The sequence below is a fragment of the Acinetobacter amyesii genome (assembly GCF_023499985.1).
Taxonomy (GTDB): Bacteria; Pseudomonadota; Gammaproteobacteria; order Pseudomonadales; family Moraxellaceae; genus Acinetobacter; species Acinetobacter amyesii.
This window is the reverse complement of record NZ_JAMCOU010000010.1, coordinates 1-26,060: the sequence shown is the minus strand read 5'-3', so window position 1 is coordinate 26,060 and position 26,060 is coordinate 1. Positions and strand designations below refer to the sequence as shown.

The window sequence follows — 26,060 nt, the reverse complement described above, 5'->3', positions numbered from 1 at the left end:
GGGAACTATTCATTGTGAAAGCAAATTTGATGTTAACTCCAAATCACTATTACTTTCATAATGGAAGTCCCTTCTCCCTCTGGGAGAAGGTTAGGATGAGGGGATTTTTTTAAATAAAAGTATTTGTAAAAAAGGATTTGAACATGTCAAAACAGATTCCTATTTCCTTTGAGTTCTTCCCGACCAAAACTGATGCGGGCGCGGAAAAACTTAAAGTTGTACACCAAGAACTTCAATTATTAAATCCTGAATTTTTCTCAGTAACATACGGTGCAGGCGGTTCTACCCGTGAACGCACTTTGTCTACATTGAATGATTTCAACGGTAAAGGCACACCGGTTGCCCCTCACCTGTCTTGTATTGGTGACAGCAAAGAACGTATTGCTGAATTGCTGGATTTGTATAAATCGCAAGGCATTGACCGTATTGTTGCGCTGCGCGGCGACTTGCCGTCTGGTCAAGTGGGCTTAGGCGAATTGCCTTATGCAACGGACTTGGTACGTTTCATTCGTGAGCACACTGGTGATCATTTCAAAATTGAAGTTGCAGCATACCCAGAAATGCACCCGCAAGCAGACAGCTTTGATCTCGACATCAAACGTTTCTGCGACAAAGCCAATGCAGGCGCAAACGCAGCTTTGACACAGTTCTTCTTTAACCCAGATGCATACTTCTACTTTGTAGAGCGCATTCAAAAAGAAGGCGTGAACATTCCTGTCGCTCCAGGCATCATGCCTATTACCAATGCAAGTAATTTAATTCGCTTTGCTGATGGTACAGGTGCAGAAATTCCACGTTGGATTCGCAAACAGCTTGCGACTTATGGCGACGATACAGCGTCAATCAAAGCCTTTGGTCATGAAGTGATTGTAAAACTTTGCGAACGCCTGATTGCTGGTGGTGCGCCAAGCCTGCACTTCTACACCATGAACACCACTGACCCTACACGTCAACTTGTGAAAGACCTCGGTCTTGCATAAGACATTTCGACCTTTTTGAGAGTAAAACTTTAATGCCACGTTTTTATATTGAAGCTGATTTAACTGTTGATACGACTGTTGAATTAACGGAAACAGTGTTTCATCACTGGGTAAAAGTTTTACGTGCTCAAGTGGGCGAAACAGCCACTTTGTTCAATGGGCAAGGTGGCGAATACCATGTTGAATTGGTTGAAATCGCTAAAAAGTCGGCTGCCGTCCAAGTTTTGCAATTCAATCCAAGCAATCGCACACCACATTTTACGGCACTATTGGGTCAAGTGATGAGCAAAGGCGACCGCATGGATTATGCGATTCAAAAAGCGGTGGAACTCGGTGTTTCTGAAATTCAACTACTCACTTCAGAACGTTGTGAGATGCGTTTGAAGTACGATCGTGATCAAAAGAAACTTGACCATTGGCAAGGCATCGCTATTGCTGCTTGCGAACAGTGTGGACTCAACATTGTTCCTAAAGTACTTCCGCCTCTTTCCCTTGAAAAATGGTTGGAAAGTGACCTACCGACAACAAAATTGGTACTCGCACCCAATAAAGATGAAGTTGATGTATTAGCTGATGCTGACCCGCACGTTGCCTTACTGATTGGCCCTGAAGGTGGCTTGAGCGAAGTAGAGATCAGCGCAGCAAATGAGAAAGGTTTCGTGAACTGGTGTATCGGTGAACGTGTCCTTCGCACAGAAACTGCACCTGTAGTTGCACTTTCAATTTTAAATTATAAATTTATTTAATTTTTACTCGATAGTTCATCTGAAAGCATCAATGATGGCATCCTTGATATTGCTTTTTATTTGTAACGCAATTACCCTAGAGTCAATAAAAACAAATGATTTGTTACCAAGAATAAACAAATACTCTCAGGAACAATACAAATACAACGATCTAGATTTAGTTAAGGCAGGGTTTTTATATTCATGACGTATAAACAAGATGAATATATCAAGCAGTACAATCATACTGCTCAAATTGCGAACACGATTCGCCATAGCCGCTATTTTTTAGTCAGTATCCTGATTATTTGCTTATATATTTTTTCGATATATCAAATTTTTTATAAATCGCCATCTTTGTATTTTAATATTTGGTTTATTTTTACAGAAGTTTTTGTCAGTTTATGCTGGCTGATTAGCACAGTTTATTTTAAACCCGAACAATACTCACTGATGATTGCGCATCGTTGGCTACAATTTCAATGTTTTTCTGTCGGCACACTGATTGCGAGCGGTATTTTTTTAATTTTTTATTATTTGCCTGCGACCAATCAAAGCTTTGAACCAATTCAAGCCCTGACACTCTCTGCCCTACTCTTGATCGTGACGCAAACCTTTGGTTTGACCTATTTGACGCAAAAACTTAATTATTTTTGTTTAGCCTTTATCCCGTCTATCGTGCCCTATCTGATTGCACAGTTCTTTTTCTTAGATGGCTCAAATCACTTATTTAGCTTGAGTATTAATTTTGGGCTCATTGTGATTCTAATGTGCGCCATGACGTCATATCGAATTCATCGTCGTGTATCGACTTTACATGCTAAAAATAACCTACTGGTCGATAGTGCCAAGCAACAAGTCAAATGGACTGATGAACTGTGTCAGCAGCTCCAAGATGAAGTCAACAAATCACGAGACATCGAATTACAGCTACAACTGGGTAACCAAATCCTTGAACAGAAAGTTAAAGAGCGGACCTTCGACATTGAGCAAATGAACAAGGATTTAGAAAACCAACAAGCCAATTTAGTCCTTGCGCATGAAATTGCAGGTTTACGTCCTTGGGATTGGAATATCAAAGACCGTAAAATCGTTGTCACCAACTATAAGCAAGAAAAAACCCTTAGACATTCGAAAGAGCATCAGCAACAGTTACAACATGTGATCCATCCTGATGATATCCCTCATTTTAAATCAGCGATGATTCAACATCTACGTGGATTTAAAGACCGTTATGAGGCCACCTATCGGATTCAAAACAGTCAAGGAAAATGGAGTTGGGTACATGATATTGGACGGGTCATTCAACGCGATCCAAATAATCGTAAGCCATTGCGCATGGTCGGTATTCGACGTGATATCCATCAAGAACGGACATCTCAGGAACGTTTAAAACTTGCAGCCAGTGTACTCGAACAAGCTGCTGAAGGGATTTTCATTTTAAATGAAGAGCTGTGCTATATCGAAGTCAATCCGTTTTACGAACAATTAACCGGCTTTAACTACGACCAAATTATTGGTAAACATCTTTTTGATATCACTGCAAATTACAAATCAATTCAACGTAGTATGCACTACTCGATCATTAAACAAGTGCTGAAAATTGGTGAGTATGATGGTGAATTGCACGAAAAATTTCTTTCAGGTAAAGAACTGACGCTGTGGATGCATATTAATGCGATTACTGATGATCAAAACCGCGTCACCCATTACATTGGAATTGTCTCAGATTTAACCGAACGTAAATTGCAAGAACAACGATTATCTTATTTAGAAAACTATGACACCTTAACGGATTTACCGAACCGTTTTTATTACAACTATCAACTGCATCAATATTTAGTTTCACAGCAAGATTCGATTAAACAGTTGGCTGTCATTCGTTTAAACATCGACCGTTTCCGTCCATTAAATGAATATCTCAGCAACAATGGTGGTGACGAGCTGTTACGCCAAGTCGCACAGCGTTTACGTCTAACCAATGCCGAAGCTCTGTTTGTCGCACACTTAAATGGCGATGATTTTGCGATTGTGTATGAAATTTCACACATCCGCCCTTCTGTGCAAGAGCATTGTGAACGCATCAATAAAGCCTTTAGCATTCCATTTAATATTTTTGGCCAAGATCATGTCATCACTTTATCGATGGGCGTCGCGTTCTATCCTGAGCATGGCCGTCAGCTAGATTATCTAAATAACTGTGCAGAACAAGCGCTGAGCGAAGCCAAAAATTTGGGAGGCAATACTACACGTTATTATTCTAATGAAAATACTGCATTATTAGAACAAGGTATCTTCTTGGAACGCGACTTGCGTAAAGCCATTCAAAATAATGAGCTGGTGGTGTATTACCAACCGAAGATTAATTTCCGTGATAAAAATATTTACGGTTTTGAAGCCTTGGTGCGTTGGAATCATCCTGAAAAAGGCTTAATACCACCAGGCTTATTTATTCCTTTAGCAGAACAAACCAGTTTAATTTCAGATATCGGGCGTTTTGTCCTGCAAAAAACCGCGCAGCAAATTTGTTTTTGGAATAATTTGGGTTATCAAAATATTTGTGTATCCGTCAATATTGTTGCACAGCAACTGCGGCGTGGACAATTATTAAATGATCTCGATGAAGCGATTGATGCCAATCAAATTGATGGTGCTAGTCTGGAGCTGGAAATTACCGAATCTTCTTTGGTCGAAAATCTAGATTCAGTACGTGAACTGTTGAATGAAATCAAAAAACGTAAAATCAATATTTCACTTGATGACTTTGGTACGGGCTATTCTTCTCTATCCTATCTAGCTGATTTTCCAATTGATATCTTAAAAATAGACCGCAGTTTTATCTCTAAAATTGGTGAAAATAAACAATTGGCCATCGTTAGTGCCATGATTGCCATGGGTAAAGCGATGGGCATGACGGTAGTCGCTGAAGGGATTGAAACTGAACAGCAGTTACAGTATCTACAAGACTTAGAATGTGACATTGCTCAAGGCTATTTTTTCTCTAAGCCACTGCCACAAGAAGAGGCAACCGTGTTCCTTGAAAATAATATCTCTTCGCCTGCTTATACTTACTTAATATAAGTCACTATGCCTGAGCTATAAGATTGTCTGAAAAAGACGCGACTTCGACTGTCCCAACTGTGCAACTAATGTTATATTCAAGCGGATAAAGCAAGCATTGCAGCTTTATATTGGATAAACAAAACACAATCGAGATACAGATGGACGATCAATCTTTAAAACAGCAGGCTTTGTATTATCACGAATTTCCAACTCCGGGGAAAATCAGCGTTACACCAAGCAAACAATTGGTCAACCAACACGATTTAGCCCTCGCATACTCGCCAGGTGTCGCTGCACCTTGTTTAGAAATTGAACGCGACCCATCTACTGCTGCACTTTACACAGCGCGCGGTAATCTTGTTGCTGTAGTCAGTAACGGTACAGCCGTACTGGGCTTAGGTAACATTGGTCCTTTAGCGTCAAAACCTGTTATGGAAGGTAAAGGCGTTCTATTCAAAAAATTCGCTGGTGTTGATGTTTTTGACATTGAAATTGCTGAAAACGATCCAGACAAAATCGTAGATATCGTTGCAGCATTAGAACCAACTTTCGGTGGTATCAACCTTGAAGACATCAAGGCCCCAGAGTGTTTCTACATCGAGCAAAAACTTCGTGAACGCATGAATATTCCTGTGTTCCATGATGACCAACACGGTACATCGATCATTGTGGGTTCTGCATTACTGAATGCACTTCAACTCAATGGCAAAAAAATTGAAGAAATCAAAATTGTCGCTTCTGGCGCAGGTGCTGCTGCCCTTTCATGTTTGAACTTACTTTGCGCACTTGGCGTGAAAAAAGAAAACATCGTTGTGGCAGATTCACGCGGTTTATTGACGACTAAACGTGAAGGCTTGGATGAGTCGAAAAAGGCATACGTTCAGGACATCGAAGGCTCTCAGCTTGCTGATGTAATGGAAGGTGCGGACATGTTCCTTGGTCTTTCTGCAGCAGGTATTTTGACCAAAGAAATGGTTAAAGTCATGGCGAAAGATCCGATTATCTTTGCCCTTGCTAACCCAGACCCTGAAATTCTTCCTGAACATGCACATGAAGCACGTCCAGACGTGATTATGGCAACTGGTCGTTCAGACTATCCAAACCAAGTGAACAATGCGCTTTGCTTCCCTTATATCTTCCGTGGCGCACTAGATGTTGGTGCAACCACAATTAATGAAGAGATGAAGATTGCTTGTGTACATGCGATTGCTCGCATGGCACATGTCGAAGCTGATGCTGCATCGTATGGTGAAAAATCTGCTTCATTTGGTCGTGATTACCTCATTCCCCGCCCATTAGATCAACGTTTGATTCTTGAGATTGCACCTGCAATTGCACAAGCAGCGATGGATTCAGGTGTTGCAACTCGTCCAATTCAAGACTTCTCTGCGTATCGTCAACGTTTGTCTGAGTTTGTTTATAACTCTGCATTCATGATGAAACCAATTTTTGCGCAAGCAAAAACTGATCCAAAACGCATTGCCTATGCTGAAGGTGAAGATTTACGTGTACTTCGCGCAGTACAAATTGCTGTTGATGAAGGTTTGGCAAAACCAATTCTTGTCGGTCGTCCAGCAGTCATTGAAGCAAACATCAAGAAATTAGGTCTACGTCTTGAAGACGGCGTGAACATCACTATCGTTGATCAAGAGAAAAACCCTGATTACGATAAGTTTGCAGATGATTACTACAGCATCATGCAGCGTAAAGGCGTAACACCTGAATACGCACAGCGTGAAGCACGTCGTCGCTCTACCCTGATCGCTGCAATGCTGGTTCGTCATGGTGTGGCTGACGGTATGCTGTGTGGTACTTATTCTAGCTATGACATTCACTTAGACTTCGTCAGCAATGTGATTGGGCTAAAAGTAGGCCGTAATAACTTCTTCACGCTGAATGCATTGATGCTTGAAGACCGTAACTTGTTTATTGCCGATACTTACATTAACCGTAATCCAACAGCTGAACAGCTTGCTGAAATGACTATTTTAGCGGCTGAAGAAGTACGCCGTTTTGGTATTACGCCGCGTGTAGCATTGCTTTCTCACTCAAGTTTCGGTTCTGACCAAAATGATCCTAGCGCACAAAAAATGCGTAAGGTTTATGATATTTTGTCAGAAATTGCACCTGAACTTGAAGTTGAAGGTGAAATGCATGGTGATGCTGCATTGGATGAAAATATTCGTCATTTCGCATACCCGAACTCACGTTTTAAAGGTTCTGCGAACTTGCTGATTATGCCGAATCTGGATGCAGCGAACATTTCGTTCAACTTGTTGAAATCAACTTCAGGTAGTAACGTGACAATTGGCCCAATTCTTTTGGGTGCTGCAAAACCTGTTCATATTTTAACGCCAACAGCGACAACTCGCCGTTTAGTGAATATGACTGCATTGACTGTTGCAGAGATTCAAGAAAACGAAAAACTAGCACTCTAATTTAGTTGACCTGAACACACTTTGTGACTTGAGAAAACCTCTGTTCTGTAGCATGATTGCTCTAAGAATAGAGGTTTTTTCATGCAAGTTTATTTAGTAGGCGGTGCAGTTCGAGATCACTTGCTCGGGCACCCCTATCACGAAAAAGATTATGTCGTTGTCGGTGCAACGCCGGAACAATTACTTGCTCAAGGTTATCAACCTGTGGGTAAAGATTTCCCTGTTTTTCTTCATCCAGAGACCAAAGACGAATATGCCTTAGCCCGTACAGAACGTAAGTCTGGACATGGGTATCATGGCTTTGAATTTTATACCGACGTCAATGTCACACTCGAGCAAGATCTCATTCGACGCGACCTCACGATCAATGCGATAGCGATGGATGATGCAGGTAATGTCTATGACCCCTATGGCGGTCAACGTGATCTAGAACAGCGTGTCCTTCGCCACGTGTCTGATGCCTTCGTCGAAGATCCATTAAGGGTTTTGCGTATTGCACGTTTTGCGGCACGTTATAAAGCTTTAGGTTTTAAAGTGGCTGATGAAACATTGGAACTGATGCAAGAGCTTGCCAAATCTGGCGAGCTTGAAGCCCTTACACCTGAACGTGTATGGAAGGAAACGTCTCGTGCATTAATGGAAGACCACGCAGATGAATATTTTGAGGTATTAAGAGCCTGTGGCGCTTTAAAAGTCTTGTTCCCTGAAATTGATGCGTTATACGGTATTCCACAGCGTCCTGAATATCATCCTGAAATAGACTGTGGCATTCATACCATGATGTCGCTACAACAAGCCTGTCGTGCAAATTATTCTTTGGATGTTCGTTTTGCTGTACTGGTACACGACTTAGGCAAAGCACTCACTCCAGTGGATGAATTACCGCGCCATATCATGCATGAAGAACGTGGTGTAAAACCTGTTACCGAAATCTGTGACCGTATGCGAGTTCCCACCAATACCAAACAATTGGCCATCTCAGTGTGTAAAGAGCATTTAAAATGCCATCAAGCTCTGAGTTTAAAACCGGGAACATTATGGCGTCTGTTACAACGTATGGATGTATTACGCCGTCCTGAACGCGTAGAGGCCTTTGTACAAGCCTGTGAATGTGATTCACGTGGTCGCTTAGGTTTAGAGGATCGTGCCTATCCGCAAGCTCAATACGTTTTAGATGCCATGCAGGTGGTTCGTAATATCAAGGCTTCTGACTTACCTTCAGATGTGAAAGGCCCTGATATTGGTGAAATGTTGATTCAGAAACGAATTGAAGCTATCGGACAATTCAAGCATGAACTCGGCCATAACACGCCTACAGCTTAAAATAAATCCTCTCAGAAATGAGAGGATTGACTTTCATCATTGCTGTTAAGCCTGCCGAAGTATTTTGAAATAAATGAAAAATTGAAATAATCTAGTGTCATCTCTGAAAATTAAATACTGATACTCAACCCAATTTAAGACTGGTAGAAAGAATAAAAATAATGAAGAAACAACTTTCCAATATAATGATTGCTATTGTCTTTTGCGGACTCCTAGTAGGGATGGGCTTTACCCAAACCCTTTTAAAAAGTTTGCCACAGCTCATCATGATATTTTTTGGAATGTTAGCCTTAGGCTCCTTAATAATTAAGCGTTCATTTATAAGCTCTATTCCTTTTTATATAGTTTTGGGAGTTATGTTTTATATTAATATTTTTCTATTGGCGAGCGCTGCTATGGATTTTATTCATCCACATCAAGACTGGACTACACAGAATGACGGGAGTATTGATAGAAGCCCAAATTTAAACTGGCTGTGGGCGATAATTGTCTCCTTTTTTCTTTCCCCACTCAGCATTGTTTTCTATCATAAAAAAATTCAAAGAAATAAAGGTCTTGAAATAGCCTTTATTACTCTTTTTATTATTGTGACATTGATAATTTATATAAAATTTGAGCTACTCTGCTGTAATTAAATTGCATCTTTTATAAATATTTAGACATATTATCGCTAAATCACAATCTATACGTTGATAGGTCTTTTTAAATTTGAAAGCTATGCTGCTGTCTAAAATGTATAAGCATTTATAGACAGCAGCTATTCAGTTCACTTATGACACAGCTGCTGGAAAACTAATGACTTTTTCAAGCTTTAGCTGATTCATAGCCACCATTAGCAATCGATCAATACCTAAGGCTATACCTGCACACTCGCTCATATGCGGTAATGCAGCAAGCAAATATTCATCAATCGGCATCACATGCAACCCAAGTTTAGCGCGCTCTGCATTATCTGCCTCAAAACGACTTCGTAAAACATCCGCATCAATCAGTTCATCATAAGCATTCGCTAACTCTAAACCTTCGATATAGAGCTCAAATCGTGCTGCAACCAATTCACCATCTTCGTCCACACGGGTTTTCGCCAAAGAAGCCATTTCAGGTGGAAAATCTGTAAGGAACACTGGCGTATCAAAACCGAGGCTCGGCTCAACATAATGCGAAAACAATAAATCGATATAGCCTAAACGGTCTTCACCCAGATCTAAGCTTAGCCCCACACGACGACAGCAATCTTTCAGATCTTGTAAAGAAGCTTGTAACGGATTTAAATCCAAACGATCCATAAAGGCATGCTTATAGCTCAAAATAGTCGGACGAACTTCACCAAAGCGTTGTTTCAAAGTTTCATTCAATAAGTCCGTCACTTCGAACATCAAGTCTTTTAAGCTAAAACCCGGACGGTACCATTCCAACATTGTGAATTCACTGTTGTGTTTACGTCCATGTTCATCATCACGAAAAACTTTACAGATTTGGTAAATTGGCCCACTACCACTTGCCAACAGACGCTTCATGGCAAATTCAGGTGAAGTTTGCAAATAATGCGTTTGCTTTTGTCCATTCACATGGCGCTGAGCCTGTACCGATGCTAAATGTACATCAGTGACACCGGCTTGAGAAAGTACAGGTGTTTCCACTTCAAGAACATCACGTGCTGCAAAAAACTGGCGAATTTGAGCATACATCGTGGCACGTGCACGAAGTGCAGTGAGTTCACAACTCGGTTGAAAGTTCATTTGACTCATGCTGCAGGGCCTCCATGCGCAGCCCATTCACGGCGTAAAGGATAGGTTTTACGTAAATAATCAAAGGCTTTTTGATCCACCTTGCCGTCTTTTAGGCAAGCACGTAAGTTTGCATCATCACGAGCGATATCATAAATATCTTTTAAATAACGCTGTAATACCGTCTTAAAGTCAGCACCATTAAAATACTGCTCACAGACGGGTAACTGACTTTCAAAAGCTTTATTTATCGGTTGATTGAAAGTTTGACAGAATGCTTCATAGATCATCTGTGTGCCACGTGCTTTACCTTCCAAGCTATAGCCTGCAATATGGGGTGTCACCACGTAAATTAAATCCAACAATGCTGCTGAAATCTCTGGCTCATGTTCAAAAACATCTAAGACCACTTTACGCTGAGTTTGTTGAATATCGGCAATTAAGGCAGCTTCTTCGACCACTGGCCCACGCGCGGAATTAATCAAAATCGCTGAAGGCTTCATAGCAGCAAGCGCAGTAGCATTGATTAAATGATAGGTTGGATGTTCACCCTCTTTGGTCAATGGCACATGGGTACTAATCGCATCTGCATTTTTTAACAATTCTGCAAATTCAACTTGTTTCACCTGATCAAATTGCACAAATGGATCATAGCCAATGACATTCCAACCGAATAATTCTGCCATGACGGCTAAACGTGAACCGACATTACCTAAGCCAACGATGCCCAAGGTAAATTGTTCATTTGCATTCAACAATTCAGGTTTAACATAAAGCAATGCAGTAATCACATATTCAGCAACCGCTTGTGCATTACAACCTGCGGCATTTGACCAAGCAATGCCCTGCTTTTCTAGAGCGGTAATATCTAAATGATCTGTTCCAATCGTAGCACTACCGACAAATTTGAGTGCGGTCTGTTGAATTAATTCTGCATTTACCTGAGTCACTGATCGTACCAATAATGCATCGGCTTCTTTGACATCCTCATGGGTCAATGTTCGACCTGCCGCTTGCTTTATTTCACCAAATTCGGTAAAAAAATACTCAGTAAATGCCAGATTTTCATCTGCAACGATTTTCATAGTTCATCTCATAATTCCACTACGAACATGATAACGCGTTGCTCATGCCATGACTATTCTTCTGCACATAAAGCATAGCGCCATTTTTTTATAAGCTAAATGATAGAAAATTATATTAACGACAATAATCTGACTGCTGATCTTCAATTAAAGACAAGGCCGCCTGCCAAGCCGCTTGAATAATGGGCTCGGCCATCGGATTTTCAAACTGCTGCAACGTATGTTCACAAACCTTCGGACTCGGATAATGCAATGTAGCACTCGACAACGCTTTTACTTGAATTTGACAAGCCCGTTCTAAAAAGTAAATTTCATGAAATGCCCGTGCCACACTATCTCCAGTCGCAAGCAAGCCGTGATTGCGTAAAATCATGCAGCGATAATGCCCCATATCTTGTACCAGTCTTTCACGCTCTTCAGTTGAAAAGGCAATACCCTCATATTCATGATAAGCAATGTTCTGATAGAACTTTAACGCATGTTGCGATATTGGCAATAAACCATGTTCTTGTGCAGAAACTGCCACGCCATCTGCAGTATGCGTATGAATCACACAATTAATATTTGCACGCGCATGATGTAAGGCAGAATGAATCACAAAGCCCGCAACATTCACCATCTTCCCTGTATCATAAGTTTCAATAATTTTTCCTTCATGATCAATTTTGACCAAATCAGAAGCCGTCATTTTGTCAAAGGTCACACCATAACGATTAATCAGAAAATGCTCAGGTTCATGACTTAAACGCAGACTGATATGAGTATCAATTAAGTCGGTCATTTTATAATAAGCCACTAAGCGATACAGTGCCGCCAATTGACAACGCGCTTGCCATTCCAGTTCATGAATAAGCTCTGGTTTCTGCATGGATGAATTCCTTTTCTAAATCGATTAATTATGTTTTCTGTTTATTGTGAATAATTAATAGCATGTCATATTCATGCTGTATATCAACTTCGCCTGTAGAAAAAAACTATTCAAAAATTTAGGCAATAAAAAAACCCCAATGTAAAACATTGGGGTTTTTGAATATGGCGGAAGCGGTGAGATTCGAACTCACGGAGGACTCGCGCCCTCGTCGGTTTTCAAGACCGGTGCATTAAACCGCTCTGCCACGCTTCCATGGCCGCTATCATATAAATAAAAATTCAGATTGGCAAATTATTTTGCCTTATTTTGACTACTTGACGAATCGTTCATACAAAATTTAGTCGATTGTAAAATTTTGGTTTAGGTCAGAAAAATAGAAGCTGAATCAATATGTATTGAATTAAGATCAAAACTAATTGCATTGCCTAGATTTACACACATAAAAAAACCCTGATGCTAAAAAACATCAGGGTTTTTTGAATATGGCGGAAGCGGTGAGATTCGAACTCACGGAGGACTCGCGCCCTCGTCGGTTTTCAAGACCGGTGCATTAAACCGCTCTGCCACGCTTCCATGGCCGCCATCATATAAATAAAATTCAGCAATGGCAAATTATTTTGTAAAAAACACGTCCAATTGAACAAAATAAAAGCAGTTTATTGTTTTTCAGTGCTTTCGCCCATTTCATAACGAATTGAATTGATATACCAACATTTTTTCCCCAGCGGGGTCAGCACTTCGACCTCATCATCCACTTGCTTCGACAAGAGTGCCCGAGCCATAGGTGAATCAATTGAGATATGTTGCGGATGATGATCATAAATTTCATCTACCCCCACGATTCTTAGCGTTTTGTGTTCGCCGTCTTCATTTTCAATATCAACCCATGCCCCAAAATAGACTTTCCCTTTTTGTTCGGGTGAGTAATCGATAATACGAAGCTCTTCCAAACGTTTTCCCAAGTAGCGTACACGTCGATCAATTTTGCGTAACAATTGCTTATTATATTGATAATCCGCGTTTTCCGAACGATCTCCAAGACTAGCCGCCCAGTTCACTTTTTTGGTAATTTCAGGTCGCTCTTCATGCCATAAATGTTGAAGTTCAGCGACCAATAAATCGTGTCCACCACGGGTAATTAAGTTAGATTTCATGATGATTTTTAGGCCTTGAGCAAGTGCTGATTTTTACAAAACATGCCTATTTTATCCTCCATTTCTACACAGGCAAAGTATATAAAATTTATTCCCAAACAAAATCAATTATTTATGTTACATATTTTAATATTTTTTCGTACAAAATTTGACAAGTATTTTTTTGCTCATTATTATGCGCACATCTTTTAGGCTTGTTTAATTTTTATCCAGTGTAGGTTTTCTACATATTTCCCGAAACCCCCTAGTCATTTTTGAATGACGTCATGACTGCCCAACCCTTATTGAATTTATCAAACTTGAAAAAGTCTGAGGCCTGTTTGCCTTTGCTTTTTAGGGCATAAATTACTTGTAGCGGAGACAACATGCACAGTAGTTCAACTTCTGGGTCGAGGCTTTGCCTTAACTCTTTTAACTCTCTCCCATTTAAAGCGCTTGCACTTAGTACTATCTTAATTCCTTTTCACAGTATTAATGCCAGCAAAACAGCACATCAATATGATGCTGTCGTCAACAGTAATAAACTCACTGTTGTTGCAGTTGCCAATCCTGCCATTGTTTTTCAGGATGGTAAACATCGACATGGTTTTGGTTACGACCTTGCACGTAACTATGCAGAAAGTTTAAATGTTCAATTAGATTTTAAAACAGTGAATGACAATGCCACTGCTTTAAAAATGGTTGCCAAAGGTCAAGCCAATTTTGCTATGACCACTGCCGAAATGAGTACCATTGAAGCCAAGCATTTGACGTCATTTTCAGCCAGTTGTGGTGATACCGTTTCTTTAAAAAAGAATGGTTTAAACAGCAACTTAAACTGGGTATTTAAAAATGCAGATGATCCACTAAGCCAAACCGCGAGTGGTTTTATTTGCCGTGCCAAACAAAATGGCGCAATTGGACAGTTGGCATCATTCTACAACCGTAATGTGGTCAAACAAGATTCTTGGAATGTGATTCAACGTGATTTAAGTAAACGTATGCCGATCTATAAGGCAAGTTTTAAAAACACGGCCAAGCAATACGACCTCGACTGGCATTTATTGGCAGCGATTGGTTATCAAGAGTCTTACCTCAAACCTGACTCGGTATCCCCAACGGGTGTTCGTGGCATTATGATGCTGACCAACAGTACAGCAAAAGCCATGGGTGTGAGCAACCGTACAGATGCGACTCAAAGCATTCAAGGTGGTGCAAAGTACTATGACCAAATGCTAAACCGTTATAGTAACATTCCGTACCCTGATCGTAATTGGTATGCCTTAGTGGCTTATAACATGGGTCCTGGTGCTGTAAGTCAGATTCAAAAGCGCATCCAATCTCAGGGTAAAAACCCAAATAAGTGGGTGAATTTATATGCTTATCTAGACCGTAACAAGGCCAGCAATGGTCGTTATCGTCAAGCTGTGCAATATGTCACGCGTATTCGTGCTTATTTGGAACATATTAAAACCACACCTCAACTGGTGAATATCTAATATGCGTCCACCTAACATTTACATGTGAGCGCACAAAAAAAAGCTTACCTTTAGGTAAGCTTTTTTCGTTTTAAACTTAAGCAGTTTGCTCAAGTACTTTTTTGAATAAATCTTTTTGCTCAGCACTTGGTTTTGCTGTTTGCAATGCCATCAATTGTGACATATCACCTTGTACTTTTATTTTGCCCGTCATAAACGCTTGCATCGCTGCAGCCATATCAAATTCAAGGAATACTTTACGTAAAGTTTCAGCATCCATGTTCAACGTTGTTTTCGCGTTTGAAGATAAACCTTTTTTAATTGCACCACCGTCTAATGACAATTCAGTATTGCCTGCAGCGTCAGCAACCACAAGGTTAATTGCAAGATTAGCCAATGCAGGTGGTAAGTTTAAATCACCAGCTTGAGCTGTCAGAGTTTCTACAGTTGAAAACCAATCATCAGTTAAAAAAGCAGGCATGATCTTTCCTCAATTTATTTTGTTCGTGTGTGTTGCCGTTCCGGACAACATCAGTGCAAGCATATTTTGCTTGAGGTTTGTTATAGCATGATCATTTGTGAAAAGGCTAAAGTTTTTTGTACGCGCCGTTCAATATTTAACTGTTTAACAACAAAATGTGAAAAATCATAAGCATAAAAAAGGCATTCTGTAGAATGCCTTTTGCATGATAAGGTTTTCGGGTTAATCTGCCATAAACCCTAAGTTCACCATATTAATGCGTTTGCTTTCTGAATCACCTTCTTCAGTTGAACAACTTTCGCTATTTTTAAAGTCAAATTCGCGTTGTTCATCTAGGGCTTCAAAGTCGAATAACTCACGGTCAGCCAGTTGTGAAGGTGATACATTTTGCAACGCACCAAAAATACTGTGTAAACGTTTTGGAAATTCTTTATCCCAAGTACGCAGCATGTCATTTAACATCGCACGTTGTAAGTTTTCCTGAGAACCACACAAATTACATGGGATAATTGGGAACTTACGCATTTCTGCATATTTGATAATGTCTTTTTCTTCCACATAAGCCAGTGGACGAATCAAAATGTTCTTTTTGTCAGAAGACAATAATTTCGGTGGCATGGCTTTTAAGCTGCCGCCATGGAACAAGTTCAAAAAGAACGTCGCCAAAATATCATCACGGTGATGACCTAAAGCCACTTTCGTCGCCCCAATTTCTTGAGCAAAGCCGTATAACGAACCACGACGTAGACGCGAGCACACTGCGCAGTACGTTTTACCTTCTGGTGTTAAACGTTTGGTAATGCTGTAAGTATCTTTTTCTAAGATGTAATACGGAATTTTGTTTTCTTCTAAATAACGTGGCAATACGTCTTCAGGGAAACCCGGCTGTTTTTGGTCAAGGTTGACCGCAACCACATCAAAATTAATCGGCGCAATACGCTTAAACTGCAACAAAATGTCGAGCAAGGTATAACTGTCTTTACCGCCTGAAATACAGACCATCACTTTGTCACCCTCTTCGATCATTTTAAAATCACGAATAGCATGACCGACCTGACGGCGTAGCTTTTTCAATAAACGATAATACGCAGAGCTAGTTGGTAGTTCTGGTTTGAAATTAAATCCTTGTTCGGACTCAACTGGCGAGAACATAGACGAGTTAAACCTAAAAAAAAATACCGCGCAATTTTATCCGATTCGCAGACTTCTCGCATCAAAAGAATGTAATTTCCGAAAAAAGTAGAAATACTGTCATGATCACGTAAACTTCAGTGCAATATTCTATACGGTACAGTTCATTTTTTAGCCCAAATGCTTATCTTTTGGACTTTTCCACAGTTGTCCACAAAAGCTGTGGATAACTTTGTGGATTCTAAATGACTTGACAAGGTGAGCCGCCCTTATTTTAAGGCTTTTATTTAAATTGATCATTTTTTGATCAATTTAAATAAATTTAATTATCAATGACTTAAGTGTGTCAAGTTAAGATCAATAAAAAAAAATAAATATTTTTTTTGATTATTGAATCATCAAAATGACTTGATTTTTACAAAGTAAAGAAGAAATCAGTCTATGAAGCCTTTTCATCTAATTTTTTTTTGATAAACTCTCTTTAACTGTTTGGGGACAGAATTTTTCTTCACAATAAAATGAAAAACATTACTTGGACTTTGGGGCTGTTATTAGGTGGAAGTGTGGCTATCAGTTTAGCAGCACCAAACATTTTTGCCGGCCAAACGATTTATCAATTGCGTGAAAGTAATGGCACAACGTTACTGACCAATAAACAAGGCCGCTATAGCAATCTAAAAGTTGAGAAAAAAACCTACTATCCGGACAGTAATATCCATAGTTATAGTAACTGGGGCTCAAATGAAGCGTCTGTGTTACCCAGCTATAGTAGGAATAAAAATGCCTTTGACAATATTATTAAACAAGCAGCGGCCCAACATGGTGTTTCCGAAGGTCTAATCAAAGCGGTGATGCATACCGAATCAGGCTTTAACACTAATGCTCGTTCTCCTGTTGGCGCTCAAGGTTTAATGCAGCTCATGCCTGCCACAGCACGTCGCTTCAATGTAACAAATGCTTATGATCCACATCAGAACATTATGGCTGGTGCGCGCTATTTATCTTGGCTACTGAAACGTTTTAATGGTAACACCTCACTTGCCTTAGCTGGTTATAACGCAGGTGAAGGCAATGTCGCAAAATATGGTGGTATCCCACCTTTTCGCGAAACACAAGATTATGTCCGCCGTGTCACTAGCCGCTACAACAACCTATATGCTGGTAGTTTAAGTGTATCAGGTTCGAGCAATTCCAATATCGCTTCAAATAGTGGTCGGATTATTGCCAGTTCGGATAATTATCATGCTGCTGCCCCTACGGTTGCTAAATCATCGGCACGTCAAATTATTCAAACAGACAATGGTAGTTTTACCGACGCACCTTCAGGTTCATTTGCCACAGCAAATGCGTCTGCTTCAGCGCGTATTTATTTCAATGAATAAATTCACTGATTTTGTAAAATTGCATCTGTTTTACTAATTTTTCCTTGAAATTTTAAGACTTTCACCTCATATTGAGTTTAATGATTTTTATTTGTAAATCAGATCATTTTTCTATAATAAGAGGATTTACCCAATGATGCGGATTGGTTTGTTCTTGCTAACCAACCTCGCGGTACTGGTTGTAGCTGGCATAATCTTGTCACTCTTCGGTGTCGGTAGTTACCACGGTGCGGGCGGCTTAAATTTAGGCAACTTGCTCGTAATCTGTTTTGTGTTCGGTATGGTGGGTTCAATGATCTCACTATTCATGTCAAAATGGATGGCGAAGAAAACCACGGGTACAGAGCTGATTGACCCTAATGCACCACGTAACCAAGCTGAAGCATGGTTACTTAACGAAGTTGCGCAACTGGCACAACGTTCTGGTATCAAAATGCCAGAAGTGGGTATTTTCCCATCGTACCAGTCAAATGCCTTTGCAACAGGCTGGAATAAAAATGATGCTTTAGTAGCAGTTTCTACCGGTCTACTTGAGCGTATGAACAAAGACGAGCTCCGTGCCGTACTCGCTCACGAAATTGGTCACGTAGCCAATGGTGATATGGTAACCCTTGCATTGGTGCAAGGTGTAGTCAACGCTTTTGTGATGTTCTTTGCGCGTGTAGCAGGTGACTTCATTGACCGTAATGTTTTTGGTCGTGAAGATGGTGAAGCACCGGGTATTGCATATTTTGTCATTACGATTGTATTAGATATTGTTTTTGGTATCGCAGCGTCTGCCATTGTGATGTGGTTCTCTCGCTACCGTGAATACCGTGCCGATGAAGCTGGTGCGCGTTTAGCAGGTAAACAAGCGATGATTTCTGCCCTGTTACGTTTACAAGCAGAATCTGAAATGCCAGATCAAATGCCAAAAGAAATGAAAGCCTTCGCAATTTCTGCGGGTCAAGAACAAGGTTTCAGTTTAGCTGCTTTGTTCCAAACACACCCAACGATTGAACAACGTGTTGCGGCATTACAACAATTAGATTGCCCATAATCGAGCATCTAATGTATGTCGTAAAAAAGCCTCCCTATGGAGGCTTTTTTAAGTCTAATTTTTCCGAACATTTACTGTCTTATCAATAATCTTTCAGCTGAACGATCTTTCAATTGAATAGCCTCTCAGTGATCGCGTTCAAACAACAAGGCATTTCTATCTACAATATTCCATTGGCCTTTAACCATTGCCAAAGCAATGAACCACCCATATAAATTGCAAAGATAAAGACTAATAAGAAAATCATCCCGAGTATATCTGGGATATGGATCCATATCCATGCAACCACAGGGTTGCGCCAAAAAGCAGATTGCTGTTGTTTCTGTTCTAATTTTTCATGTAAAAACGGATGTACCACATGTTGATCTGTACTGATTTGATATTCTTCACGAATGTGCGTATGTACAACATCTAAAGCTTTACGGCTCGGTCGAATAAACACATCAAAGATCGTCCCTGCAACAGGAATAAACCCCACGACAGCATCTATAACTGCGAGTTTCATCACACCATTTAATTTGGCTTGTGGTACGCCAATCTGTTTGGCTTTATAGACGGCATAACAGGTCAAGACAAATCCTGCGATATCACCAGCTACAGGAATGGTACTCAACGCTGCGTCCGCACCTACCCCTTGTCGGGTAAATGGAATCCGAACCACGGAGTCCATCATATTGGCAAATTTTGCGAGGTCACGTTCAAGACGAATGACTTCTTGCTTTGACATTTTTTGTTTTAATGGTTCAGTCATGTTTTATCCAATAAAAACCGTGTAAATCACTGAGATTAACACATATTAGAAGTCTTCAATCTCTAGCAAAATGCTAATCTCTATAAATTGAGCAATTGTGAAGCAATCATCAAATACACCACCACGCCTGTCGCATCACAAATCGAGGTTACCAAGGGTGCAGAAGCACTTGCAGGATCGAACTTTAACTTATTGAGTATGAAAGGCAAACTCATGCCAATTAAACAACCGAGCAATACGATACCCATCATACTCAGTGCCAAGACCAAGGCCACGGTTGCATCACCACGGTAGTAGCCTAAAATAGATACAGCAATGGCCATGGTTCCGCCCAGACACAGGGCAACCAAACTTTCACGTCCCAGCAAGTAAAACCAGTCCCTAAAATGTACATCGCCCGTTGCCAATGCACGCACCATCAGCGTTGCAGATTGAGAGCCGGCATTTCCACCACTGCCGACCAATAAGGGCAAAAAGAAAACCAATACAATATTTGCGGCAATAACGTCTTCAAAATGTGCAATGCCAATCCCAGATAACAAACTGCCAAAAACAAGAAATACCAGCCAATACACCCGTTTTTGATAGAGTTGCAATATCGGGGCAGATTTAAGACTCAATTTAGATGATGCATCGACAGCACCAGATTTTAAAAAATCTTCTGTTGCCTCTTCACTGGCCACATCCATTGCATCATCATATGTCACAATACCCACCATCACACCGGCATGATCTATAATGGGTAATGCCAGTAAGTCATAACGAGCAATGGTTTTGGCTACTTCATTCTGATCGCTGTCAAAATATGCAAAAATAATATCGGTCGCCATTAAATCACTAATATTGCTTTGTTCTTCGGCAAGTATTAATTGTTTGAGCGATAAAACACCCAGCAGCTTTCTTGCTTCATCAAGTACATAGGCCAAATAAATGGTTTCCGAATCGGGTGCCTCATAACGCAACATTTTAATGGCATCTTTTACCGACATATTCGGTTTTAGGGTGGCATATTCGGAGCTCATGATGGCCCCTGCCGTACCTTCTACATAAGAAGAGAGCTGCCGAATATCTTCACGCTCGGCCTGTGCCAATGCAGGCAATAAAGTATTTTGCTGCTCGTGATCTAAACATTTAAATAAATCGACACGCTTGTCTGAAGGCATTTCGCCCATAATTTCAGCCAAGTCTGTTCGCGTTAAACCGCGTGCAAATTTTACTTGTTCTTCGGGTTTGAGATATGAAAATACATAGGCGCGTGCAGGAAGATGCAGTAGCAGCTTTTGACTATTCTCTAAAGGTAATTGTGCCAAAATATCAGCCAAATCTGCGGCTTTAAACGTTTTAACAGAGTCTAATGCCAATGCAATATCTTGCTTGCTTAATGCATCATTTAAAAGATATAAAAAGTTGTTGTAGCTCATGCTCGCCCCCTATTACCCAACCTATGTAATAGGGCCGCAACGGCTCTTATTTTATTTGCCGAATGAACCCACATAATAATGTTGGTAAATATATATGTTTGAAATTTGGTGTATCTGACAACTGTGCCTGTCCATTTAGGGATTTAATCCTCATCAAACCGCTTATACGCGCAGCAATACTACGAAAAACTGTTACATTTCTCAACCTTTACAACGAAACCTAAACAATTTAATCACTTATGTTTCTTTTAACAGACTTGGGCTTAAATAGAGTCCGTATCAATACATACATAAACGGAATAAAGATCAGCACCAAAACCGTACCGAATATTACCCCACCGAGTACGCTCACCCCAATCTCTTGGCGACTGGCTGCACCTGCACCAAAAGCAAGAACTAAAGGAACCACTCCCGCACCAAAAGCCAAAGAGGTCATCAAAATAGGACGTAAACGAAGTGCTGCGCCTTCCATTGCAGCTTCGATTACATGTTTGCCTTTTTCTTGTGCCATCGCTGCAAACTCTACAATCAAGATCGCATTTTTACAGGACAAACCAATTGTTGTCAGTAGAGCAATTTGGAAATAGATATCATTTGGAAAACCGGCCATGTAGCTAAACAAAATATTACCACCTATCCCAAGTGGAATCGCACTCATGACTGCAGTTGGAATACTCCAACTTTCATATAGGGCAGCAAGACAAAGGAAAATAAATCCTATCGAGACCAAATATAGCCAAATCGCTTGATGACTTGATTTTTGCTCTTCAAAGGATAACCCACTCCATGCCACGTCCACACCCGGCACTTGGTCAACTAAAGCTTTAACATCCTGCATGGCTTGTCCACTTGAGACATTTTTGGCTGTATCCGCTTCCATTTGTAATGCGGTATAGCCCATGAAACGATTAACAACTTCTGGACCACCACTCCAACCAATGGTTGAAAAATTACTAAATGGAATCATTTCATTTTGGTCATTACGTACATGCCAATAAGCTAAATCTTCTGGTTTAGAACGGAATTCGGCATCTGCCTGCATCATGACGCGTTTAATGCGCCCACGGTCGATAAAATCGTTGATATAGCTACCGCTCCATGCGCTACTCATAGTGCTATTAATCGCATTTTGAGTTAACCCCAAGGCCATTGCTTGTTTTTGATCAATATCTACTTTTAGTTCAGCTTTATCGGGGTTTGAGCGTTTGTCTAAATTTTCGAAACTGCTGAATTGTGAAGATTTTTCTTGCAAGCTTTTAAATTGCGCATCGAGATAAGCACGGCCTTCACCATTCATATCTCGCAGCCAAAATTCTAGACCATCGGTTTGCCCAAGGCCACTAACAGAGGACGGCATGCTGACATTGATTTGTGCATTGTTAAATTTTTTAAAATGTTTCATAGCACGTTCACGAATCGCTTGCGCTGAATTGTGTTGTCCTGAACGTTCATCCCAATGCTTCAGTGCAATAAAGCCTTGCCCTAAGTTTTGACCCGTACCAGAAAAATTTCGTCCATAACGAATCATCACCAAATCAACATTTTGCTTTTCTTCAGTTAAAAAGTACTGCCGAATTTGTTCACCGACCTCACGACTTTTCGACATCGGTGCACCTTCTTGTAATTTAAGTTGCACACTCAAAATACCTTGGTCTTCACTAGGAATAAAACTGGTCGGCAAAGCACGATAAAACAAAGCAAATACCGTAATGAGCCCCGCAAACAAAACCACCGTCCATAAGCGATAACGAACTGTGGCTTGTGCAAGTGTCAAATATTTGGTTTTTAAAATCTCTAATTTGGCGTTAAACCAAATCGCCCAGCGCTGTGGTTTCGGATTTGGTTTTAAAATTAAGGCACATAATGCAGGAGTTAAAATCAGCGCAACCATCAGTGACAAGCCCATGGCAGCCACAAGTGTGATGGAAAATTGTCTATAGATCACGCCCGTTGAGCCACCAAAGAACGCCATGGGAATAAATACAGCGGTTAATACCAAAGTAATCCCGATTAATGCCCCACTAATTTCATGCATCGACTCTATAGCCGCTTGTTTTGCTGTTAACTGATGTTCATGCATTAAACGTTCGACGTTTTCCACCACAACAATCGCATCATCGACCAACAGACCGATGGCCAATACCAATGCAAACAATGTGAGTGTGTTAATGGTCATGCCCAAAGCATATAAAATCGCTAAAGTCCCTAGAATCACCACAGGCACGGTAATCGCAGGTATCAGCGTTGCTCGCCAATTTTGTAAGAAGATAAACATCACCAAAACCACCAATAAAACGGCTTCGAATAATGTTTTCACCACTTCTTTAATCGATTCTTGTACAAATGGCGTGTTATCCCGTGGATAAACAATTTTATAACCGGCTGGTAATTGCTTCGCTAACTGTTCAATTTCTTGCTTAATTAAGGCTGAGGTTTCAAGTGCATTTGCCCCAGAAGCCAATGAGATCCCCATCCCTGAAGATGGATACCCGTTAATGGTATTAACCCCTGAATAATTTTCCGCACCCAATTCAACACGTGCAACGTCTTTTAAATAGACAAAACTGCCGTTTCGTGCAGATTTGACAATAATATTTTCAAATTCTTCAACTGACTTTAAACGTGAACCTGAAGTGACTTTTGCATTGAGATATTGATCCGATACACTCGGCAATTCACCTACGGCTCCGGCTGCAACCTGCGTATTTTGTGATTCAACAGCCGCACGGATATCACTCGGCATAAGGCTATATTGCTTTAACTTCAGTGGATTGAGCCATATGCGCATGGCAAATTGTGAACCAAAAACATCGACTTCACCGATACCCTCAATTCGAGCAATGTCCTGCTCTAGATGAGTCATCATATAATCACCAAGTTCGATATTCGAACTCTTGCCAGTCTCATCATAGAGGCCGATAACCATATGGGTATCACCCAAAGATTTATAGACATTTACCCCTTGGCGCTGCACATCTTCAGGCAGCCGATTGATTACTCCATTTATGGCATTTTGTACTTGTACTTGAGCGGTATCTGGGTCAGTGCCATTTTCAAAACTGATGCTGATCCGGCTTCGACCTGAAGAGTCGCTGCTTGAACTAAAATATAAAAGATGATCAATTCCTTTAATTTGTTGCTCAAGAACTTGTGTGACACTTTCCTCGACTGTTTCTGCTGACGCACCGCTATAACTTGCACTGACCGTAATTCGTGGTGGTGCAATATCTGGATAGCGCTCTACCGGTAAATTGAGGACAGCAAAAAGCCCGAGCGCCATGACGATGATCGCCAAGACACCTGCAAAAATCGGTCGATAAATAAAAAACTTAGACAGCATCAGTCCATGTCACTTTTCAATTAATGAAATAAAATGTGTTGATTGATATTTTCAAAAAATCTTATTGATAATCAATCACAATGTGCTTGATTACAAGCCTAGACTACATAAAAACCTTGCTTGAAGCGAAATATGTAGAAAATATGGAGAGCCTCCACTTCAGCTATTTTAGTAAATTTATGTGACAAAACCGCCTCTGTCATGAAGCCTTAGCCACTGCCCTGCAATATATGCCTGCAACATCATTCATTTATATAAAAAGATGCCGAGGCAGCCATGCAAAAACAATTAACAAAGCAGTTAAATCTAGCCATAACAAGCAAAGTGAAATCCTCATGGGGCGTGTCTTCACTGCTCCTTTTTAGCGTTTTCGGTTTATCTGCATGTAATTCTGATGACGATAAAACCCATGTCACAAAGCCCCCTATTTTGCCTGATACAGGTTTTGTGATTGTTGGGCATCGTGGTGCCAGTGCTTTGCGACCCGAGCATACCCTTGCCGCATATCAAAAAGCGATTGACGATGGTGCAGATTTTATCGAACCCGATTTAGTGCCAACCAAGGATGGCTATCTGGTTGCGCGCCATGAAAGTGAAATTTCAGGGACAACCAATATTAGTACGCTATCACAATTTGCGGATCGAAAAACCACCAAAAAAATCGATGGTATCGACTATACAGGATGGTTTACGGAAGACTTTAATTTGAATGAACTGACTCAAAATGTAAAAGCACGTGAGCGTATTGCTCAATATCGCCCTAATAACACTCAATATAATGATCAATACAGCATCCCAACGCTCGAACAAATCATTGAACTTGCCGACGCTCACTATAAAAAAACTGGGAAAATTGTTGGTTTATATATTGAAACCAAGCACCCAACATTTTTCCAACAGCAAAATCTAGCCATGGAAGATCGTTTACTCTCCACGCTTGCTAAATACAGTTATACACGTGATATCGCGCCTGTATATTTACAGTCCTTTGAAACCACCAATCTTAAATACTTACGTGATCAACTCACGCAAAAGAAAACCCTCAAACATGGCAAAATTATTCAATTATTAGATAGCCCAACTGCAATACCGGGTGACTTACAGCAACAAAGCTCACCTCAAAATTATGCAAGTTTAGCCACTGCAGAAGGCCTAAAATCAGTGGCAAAATATGCAGATGGTGTAGGTCCAAGTAAAACCTATATTTTTTCAAACACTGAATTTAAACAAACCACTTTTGTCAAAGATGCCCATGCTGCTGGTTTGAAAGTCCATCCTTATACACTCAGACCTGAAAATGGTTTTTTACCTGACTATTTAAAATGTAGCTCTGTGGCGACAGAACGCTGTGATACAGGTGCGGCCAAAGAATTTGAAAACTTCTATAAAGCTGGTGTAGACGGTGTATTTGCCGATGATCCAGGACTGGCACGTAAAAACTTAACGCAACTGCAAAAGCCCTAATTTTCCTAAAATGAAAAAAGACGCCGAGGCGTCTTTTTTATTGTTCAATGGAAATTTTAAAGTGGGTTTGCCAAATATTCTGCGGCTGACTGCGTTGCCACTGGCTGAGGTGCTGGAGCTGTCGGAGCTGTCGGAGCTGTCGGAGCTGTCGGAGCTGTCGGAGCTGTCGGAGCTGTCGGAGCTGTCGGAGCTGTCGGAGCTGTCGGAGCTGTCGGAGCTGTCGGAGCT

20 protein-coding genes and 2 tRNA genes are annotated in these 26,060 nt (G+C 40.6%); 10 read left to right on the top strand and 12 right to left on the bottom strand.

Going from position 1 to position 26,060, the window contains the following annotated elements:
* The first annotated feature begins 143 nt into the window (after positions 1–143).
* From metF to M5F03_RS01235, 6 genes are all read left to right on the top strand, one after another.
* Positions 144–980, top strand: coding sequence for a methylenetetrahydrofolate reductase [NAD(P)H] (metF, locus tag M5F03_RS01260; RefSeq protein WP_168378282.1), 837 nt, complete (start codon positions 144–146; stop codon positions 978–980).
* Positions 981–1,012: 32 nt separating this feature from the next.
* Positions 1,013–1,726: a 16S rRNA (uracil(1498)-N(3))-methyltransferase gene (locus M5F03_RS01255; protein WP_249706055.1), complete on the top strand. Its 714-nt coding sequence runs from the start codon at positions 1,013–1,015 to the stop codon at positions 1,724–1,726.
* Between the two features lie 183 nt (positions 1,727–1,909).
* Positions 1,910–4,786 (top strand): bifunctional diguanylate cyclase/phosphodiesterase, encoded by a 2,877-nt coding sequence (locus M5F03_RS01250; protein ID WP_249706053.1) that lies wholly within the window; start codon positions 1,910–1,912, stop codon positions 4,784–4,786.
* A gap of 140 nt (positions 4,787–4,926) precedes the next feature.
* Positions 4,927–7,206: an NADP-dependent malic enzyme gene (locus M5F03_RS01245; protein WP_249706051.1), complete on the top strand. Its 2,280-nt coding sequence runs from the start codon at positions 4,927–4,929 to the stop codon at positions 7,204–7,206.
* 81 nt (positions 7,207–7,287) lie between these two features.
* On the top strand, positions 7,288–8,529 hold the full coding sequence (locus tag M5F03_RS01240) for a multifunctional CCA addition/repair protein (protein WP_180101742.1): 1,242 nt from the start codon (positions 7,288–7,290) through the stop codon (positions 8,527–8,529).
* Positions 8,530–8,690: 161 nt separating this feature from the next.
* Positions 8,691–9,164, top strand: a complete 474-nt coding sequence (locus M5F03_RS01235) for a hypothetical protein (RefSeq protein ID WP_249706050.1) — start codon at positions 8,691–8,693, stop codon at positions 9,162–9,164.
* Between the two features lie 135 nt (positions 9,165–9,299).
* Here the strand turns inward: M5F03_RS01235 and epmA are convergent, their stop codons facing one another.
* The 6 genes from epmA to greB all read right to left on the bottom strand — a co-directional run bounded on the left by epmA (position 9,300) and on the right by greB (position 13,366).
* Positions 9,300–10,268, bottom strand: coding sequence for an EF-P lysine aminoacylase EpmA (gene epmA / locus M5F03_RS01230; RefSeq protein ID WP_372491095.1), 969 nt, complete (start codon positions 10,266–10,268; stop codon positions 9,300–9,302).
* Positions 10,269–10,273: 5 nt separating this feature from the next.
* Entirely contained in the window at positions 10,274–11,341 is a 1,068-nt protein-coding gene (locus M5F03_RS01225) for a 4-phosphoerythronate dehydrogenase (protein WP_249706048.1), read from the bottom strand.
* A 115-nt stretch (positions 11,342–11,456) separates the two neighbouring features.
* Positions 11,457–12,209 carry a class II aldolase/adducin family protein gene (locus M5F03_RS01220; protein WP_249706046.1) on the bottom strand — a complete coding sequence of 251 codons (753 nt, stop codon included), beginning with the start codon at positions 12,207–12,209 and terminating at the stop codon, positions 11,457–11,459.
* Between the two features lie 165 nt (positions 12,210–12,374).
* Positions 12,375–12,464: transfer RNA gene (locus tag M5F03_RS01215), tRNA-Ser, on the bottom strand.
* 231 nt (positions 12,465–12,695) lie between these two features.
* A tRNA-Ser gene (locus M5F03_RS01210) sits at positions 12,696–12,785 on the bottom strand.
* A gap of 83 nt (positions 12,786–12,868) precedes the next feature.
* The gene (gene greB / locus M5F03_RS01205) at positions 12,869–13,366 is read right to left on the bottom strand and encodes a transcription elongation factor GreB (RefSeq protein ID WP_180076767.1); all 498 of its coding nucleotides are present in this window, start codon (positions 13,364–13,366) and stop codon (positions 12,869–12,871) included.
* 365 nt (positions 13,367–13,731) lie between these two features.
* Between greB and M5F03_RS01200 the strand changes: the two genes are divergently transcribed.
* The gene (locus M5F03_RS01200) at positions 13,732–14,844 is read left to right on the top strand and encodes an MltF family protein (RefSeq protein ID WP_078192143.1); all 1,113 of its coding nucleotides are present in this window, start codon (positions 13,732–13,734) and stop codon (positions 14,842–14,844) included.
* Positions 14,845–14,920: 76 nt separating this feature from the next.
* Here M5F03_RS01200 and M5F03_RS01195 read toward each other — a convergent pair whose 3' ends face one another.
* Both M5F03_RS01195 and ttcA read right to left on the bottom strand, forming a co-directional pair.
* Positions 14,921–15,304, bottom strand: a complete 384-nt coding sequence (locus M5F03_RS01195) for an SCP2 sterol-binding domain-containing protein (RefSeq protein WP_180008384.1) — start codon at positions 15,302–15,304, stop codon at positions 14,921–14,923.
* A gap of 222 nt (positions 15,305–15,526) precedes the next feature.
* Positions 15,527–16,456 (bottom strand): tRNA 2-thiocytidine(32) synthetase TtcA, encoded by a 930-nt coding sequence (ttcA, locus tag M5F03_RS01190; RefSeq protein ID WP_180049072.1) that lies wholly within the window; start codon positions 16,454–16,456, stop codon positions 15,527–15,529.
* 497 nt (positions 16,457–16,953) lie between these two features.
* Between ttcA and M5F03_RS01185 the strand changes: the two genes are divergently transcribed.
* Complete coding sequence (locus tag M5F03_RS01185) at positions 16,954–17,817, top strand: lytic transglycosylase domain-containing protein (protein ID WP_180023271.1); 864 nt, start codon at positions 16,954–16,956, stop codon at positions 17,815–17,817.
* Between the two features lie 133 nt (positions 17,818–17,950).
* A complete protein-coding gene (htpX, locus tag M5F03_RS01180; RefSeq protein WP_078192146.1) occupies positions 17,951–18,856 on the top strand; it encodes a protease HtpX in 906 nt (301 codons plus the stop codon).
* 160 nt (positions 18,857–19,016) lie between these two features.
* Here the strand turns inward: htpX and M5F03_RS01175 are convergent, their stop codons facing one another.
* From M5F03_RS01175 to M5F03_RS01165, 3 genes are all read right to left on the bottom strand, one after another.
* Positions 19,017–19,607 (bottom strand): DUF4112 domain-containing protein, encoded by a 591-nt coding sequence (locus M5F03_RS01175; RefSeq protein WP_249706044.1) that lies wholly within the window; start codon positions 19,605–19,607, stop codon positions 19,017–19,019.
* Between the two features lie 80 nt (positions 19,608–19,687).
* Positions 19,688–21,028, bottom strand: coding sequence for a magnesium transporter (gene mgtE / locus M5F03_RS01170; protein WP_078192148.1), 1,341 nt, complete (start codon positions 21,026–21,028; stop codon positions 19,688–19,690).
* 229 nt (positions 21,029–21,257) lie between these two features.
* Positions 21,258–24,368 (bottom strand): multidrug efflux RND transporter permease subunit, encoded by a 3,111-nt coding sequence (locus M5F03_RS01165; RefSeq protein WP_249706041.1) that lies wholly within the window; start codon positions 24,366–24,368, stop codon positions 21,258–21,260.
* Positions 24,369–24,644: 276 nt separating this feature from the next.
* On the opposite strand from M5F03_RS01165, the gene M5F03_RS01160 reads away from it, so the two are divergent.
* A complete protein-coding gene (locus M5F03_RS01160; RefSeq protein ID WP_249706038.1) occupies positions 24,645–25,832 on the top strand; it encodes a glycerophosphodiester phosphodiesterase in 1,188 nt (395 codons plus the stop codon).
* 56 nt (positions 25,833–25,888) lie between these two features.
* On the opposite strand, the gene M5F03_RS01155 is transcribed toward M5F03_RS01160, so the two are convergent.
* A partial coding sequence (locus M5F03_RS01155) for a hypothetical protein (protein WP_249706092.1) occupies positions 25,889–26,060 on the bottom strand: 172 nt, incomplete at its 5' end.

Coding starts and splice junctions, on each gene's coding strand:
- M5F03_RS01185 (WP_180023271.1), top strand. CDS start 16,954: ATGAAAAACATTACTTGGACTTTGGGGCTGTTATTAGGTGGAAGTGTG.
- M5F03_RS01175 (WP_249706044.1), bottom strand. CDS start 19,607: ATGACTGAACCATTAAAACAAAAAATGTCAAAGCAAGAAGTCATTCGT.
- mgtE (WP_078192148.1), bottom strand. CDS start 21,028: ATGAGCTACAACAACTTTTTATATCTTTTAAATGATGCATTAAGCAAG.
- M5F03_RS01255 (WP_249706055.1), top strand. CDS start 1,013: ATGCCACGTTTTTATATTGAAGCTGATTTAACTGTTGATACGACTGTT.
- M5F03_RS01200 (WP_078192143.1), top strand. CDS start 13,732: ATGCACAGTAGTTCAACTTCTGGGTCGAGGCTTTGCCTTAACTCTTTT.
- M5F03_RS01245 (WP_249706051.1), top strand. CDS start 4,927: ATGGACGATCAATCTTTAAAACAGCAGGCTTTGTATTATCACGAATTT.
- M5F03_RS01240 (WP_180101742.1), top strand. CDS start 7,288: ATGCAAGTTTATTTAGTAGGCGGTGCAGTTCGAGATCACTTGCTCGGG.
- ttcA (WP_180049072.1), bottom strand. CDS start 16,456: ATGTTCTCGCCAGTTGAGTCCGAACAAGGATTTAATTTCAAACCAGAA.
- metF (WP_168378282.1), top strand. CDS start 144: ATGTCAAAACAGATTCCTATTTCCTTTGAGTTCTTCCCGACCAAAACT.
- M5F03_RS01160 (WP_249706038.1), top strand. CDS start 24,645: ATGCAAAAACAATTAACAAAGCAGTTAAATCTAGCCATAACAAGCAAA.
- M5F03_RS01220 (WP_249706046.1), bottom strand. CDS start 12,209: ATGCAGAAACCAGAGCTTATTCATGAACTGGAATGGCAAGCGCGTTGT.
- htpX (WP_078192146.1), top strand. CDS start 17,951: ATGATGCGGATTGGTTTGTTCTTGCTAACCAACCTCGCGGTACTGGTT.
- M5F03_RS01250 (WP_249706053.1), top strand. CDS start 1,910: ATGACGTATAAACAAGATGAATATATCAAGCAGTACAATCATACTGCT.
- greB (WP_180076767.1), bottom strand. CDS start 13,366: ATGAAATCTAACTTAATTACCCGTGGTGGACACGATTTATTGGTCGCT.
- M5F03_RS01165 (WP_249706041.1), bottom strand. CDS start 24,368: ATGCTGTCTAAGTTTTTTATTTATCGACCGATTTTTGCAGGTGTCTTG.
- M5F03_RS01195 (WP_180008384.1), bottom strand. CDS start 15,304: ATGCCTGCTTTTTTAACTGATGATTGGTTTTCAACTGTAGAAACTCTG.
- epmA (WP_372491095.1), bottom strand. CDS start 10,268: ATGAACTTTCAACCGAGTTGTGAACTCACTGCACTTCGTGCACGTGCC.
- M5F03_RS01225 (WP_249706048.1), bottom strand. CDS start 11,341: ATGAAAATCGTTGCAGATGAAAATCTGGCATTTACTGAGTATTTTTTT.
- M5F03_RS01235 (WP_249706050.1), top strand. CDS start 8,691: ATGAAGAAACAACTTTCCAATATAATGATTGCTATTGTCTTTTGCGGA.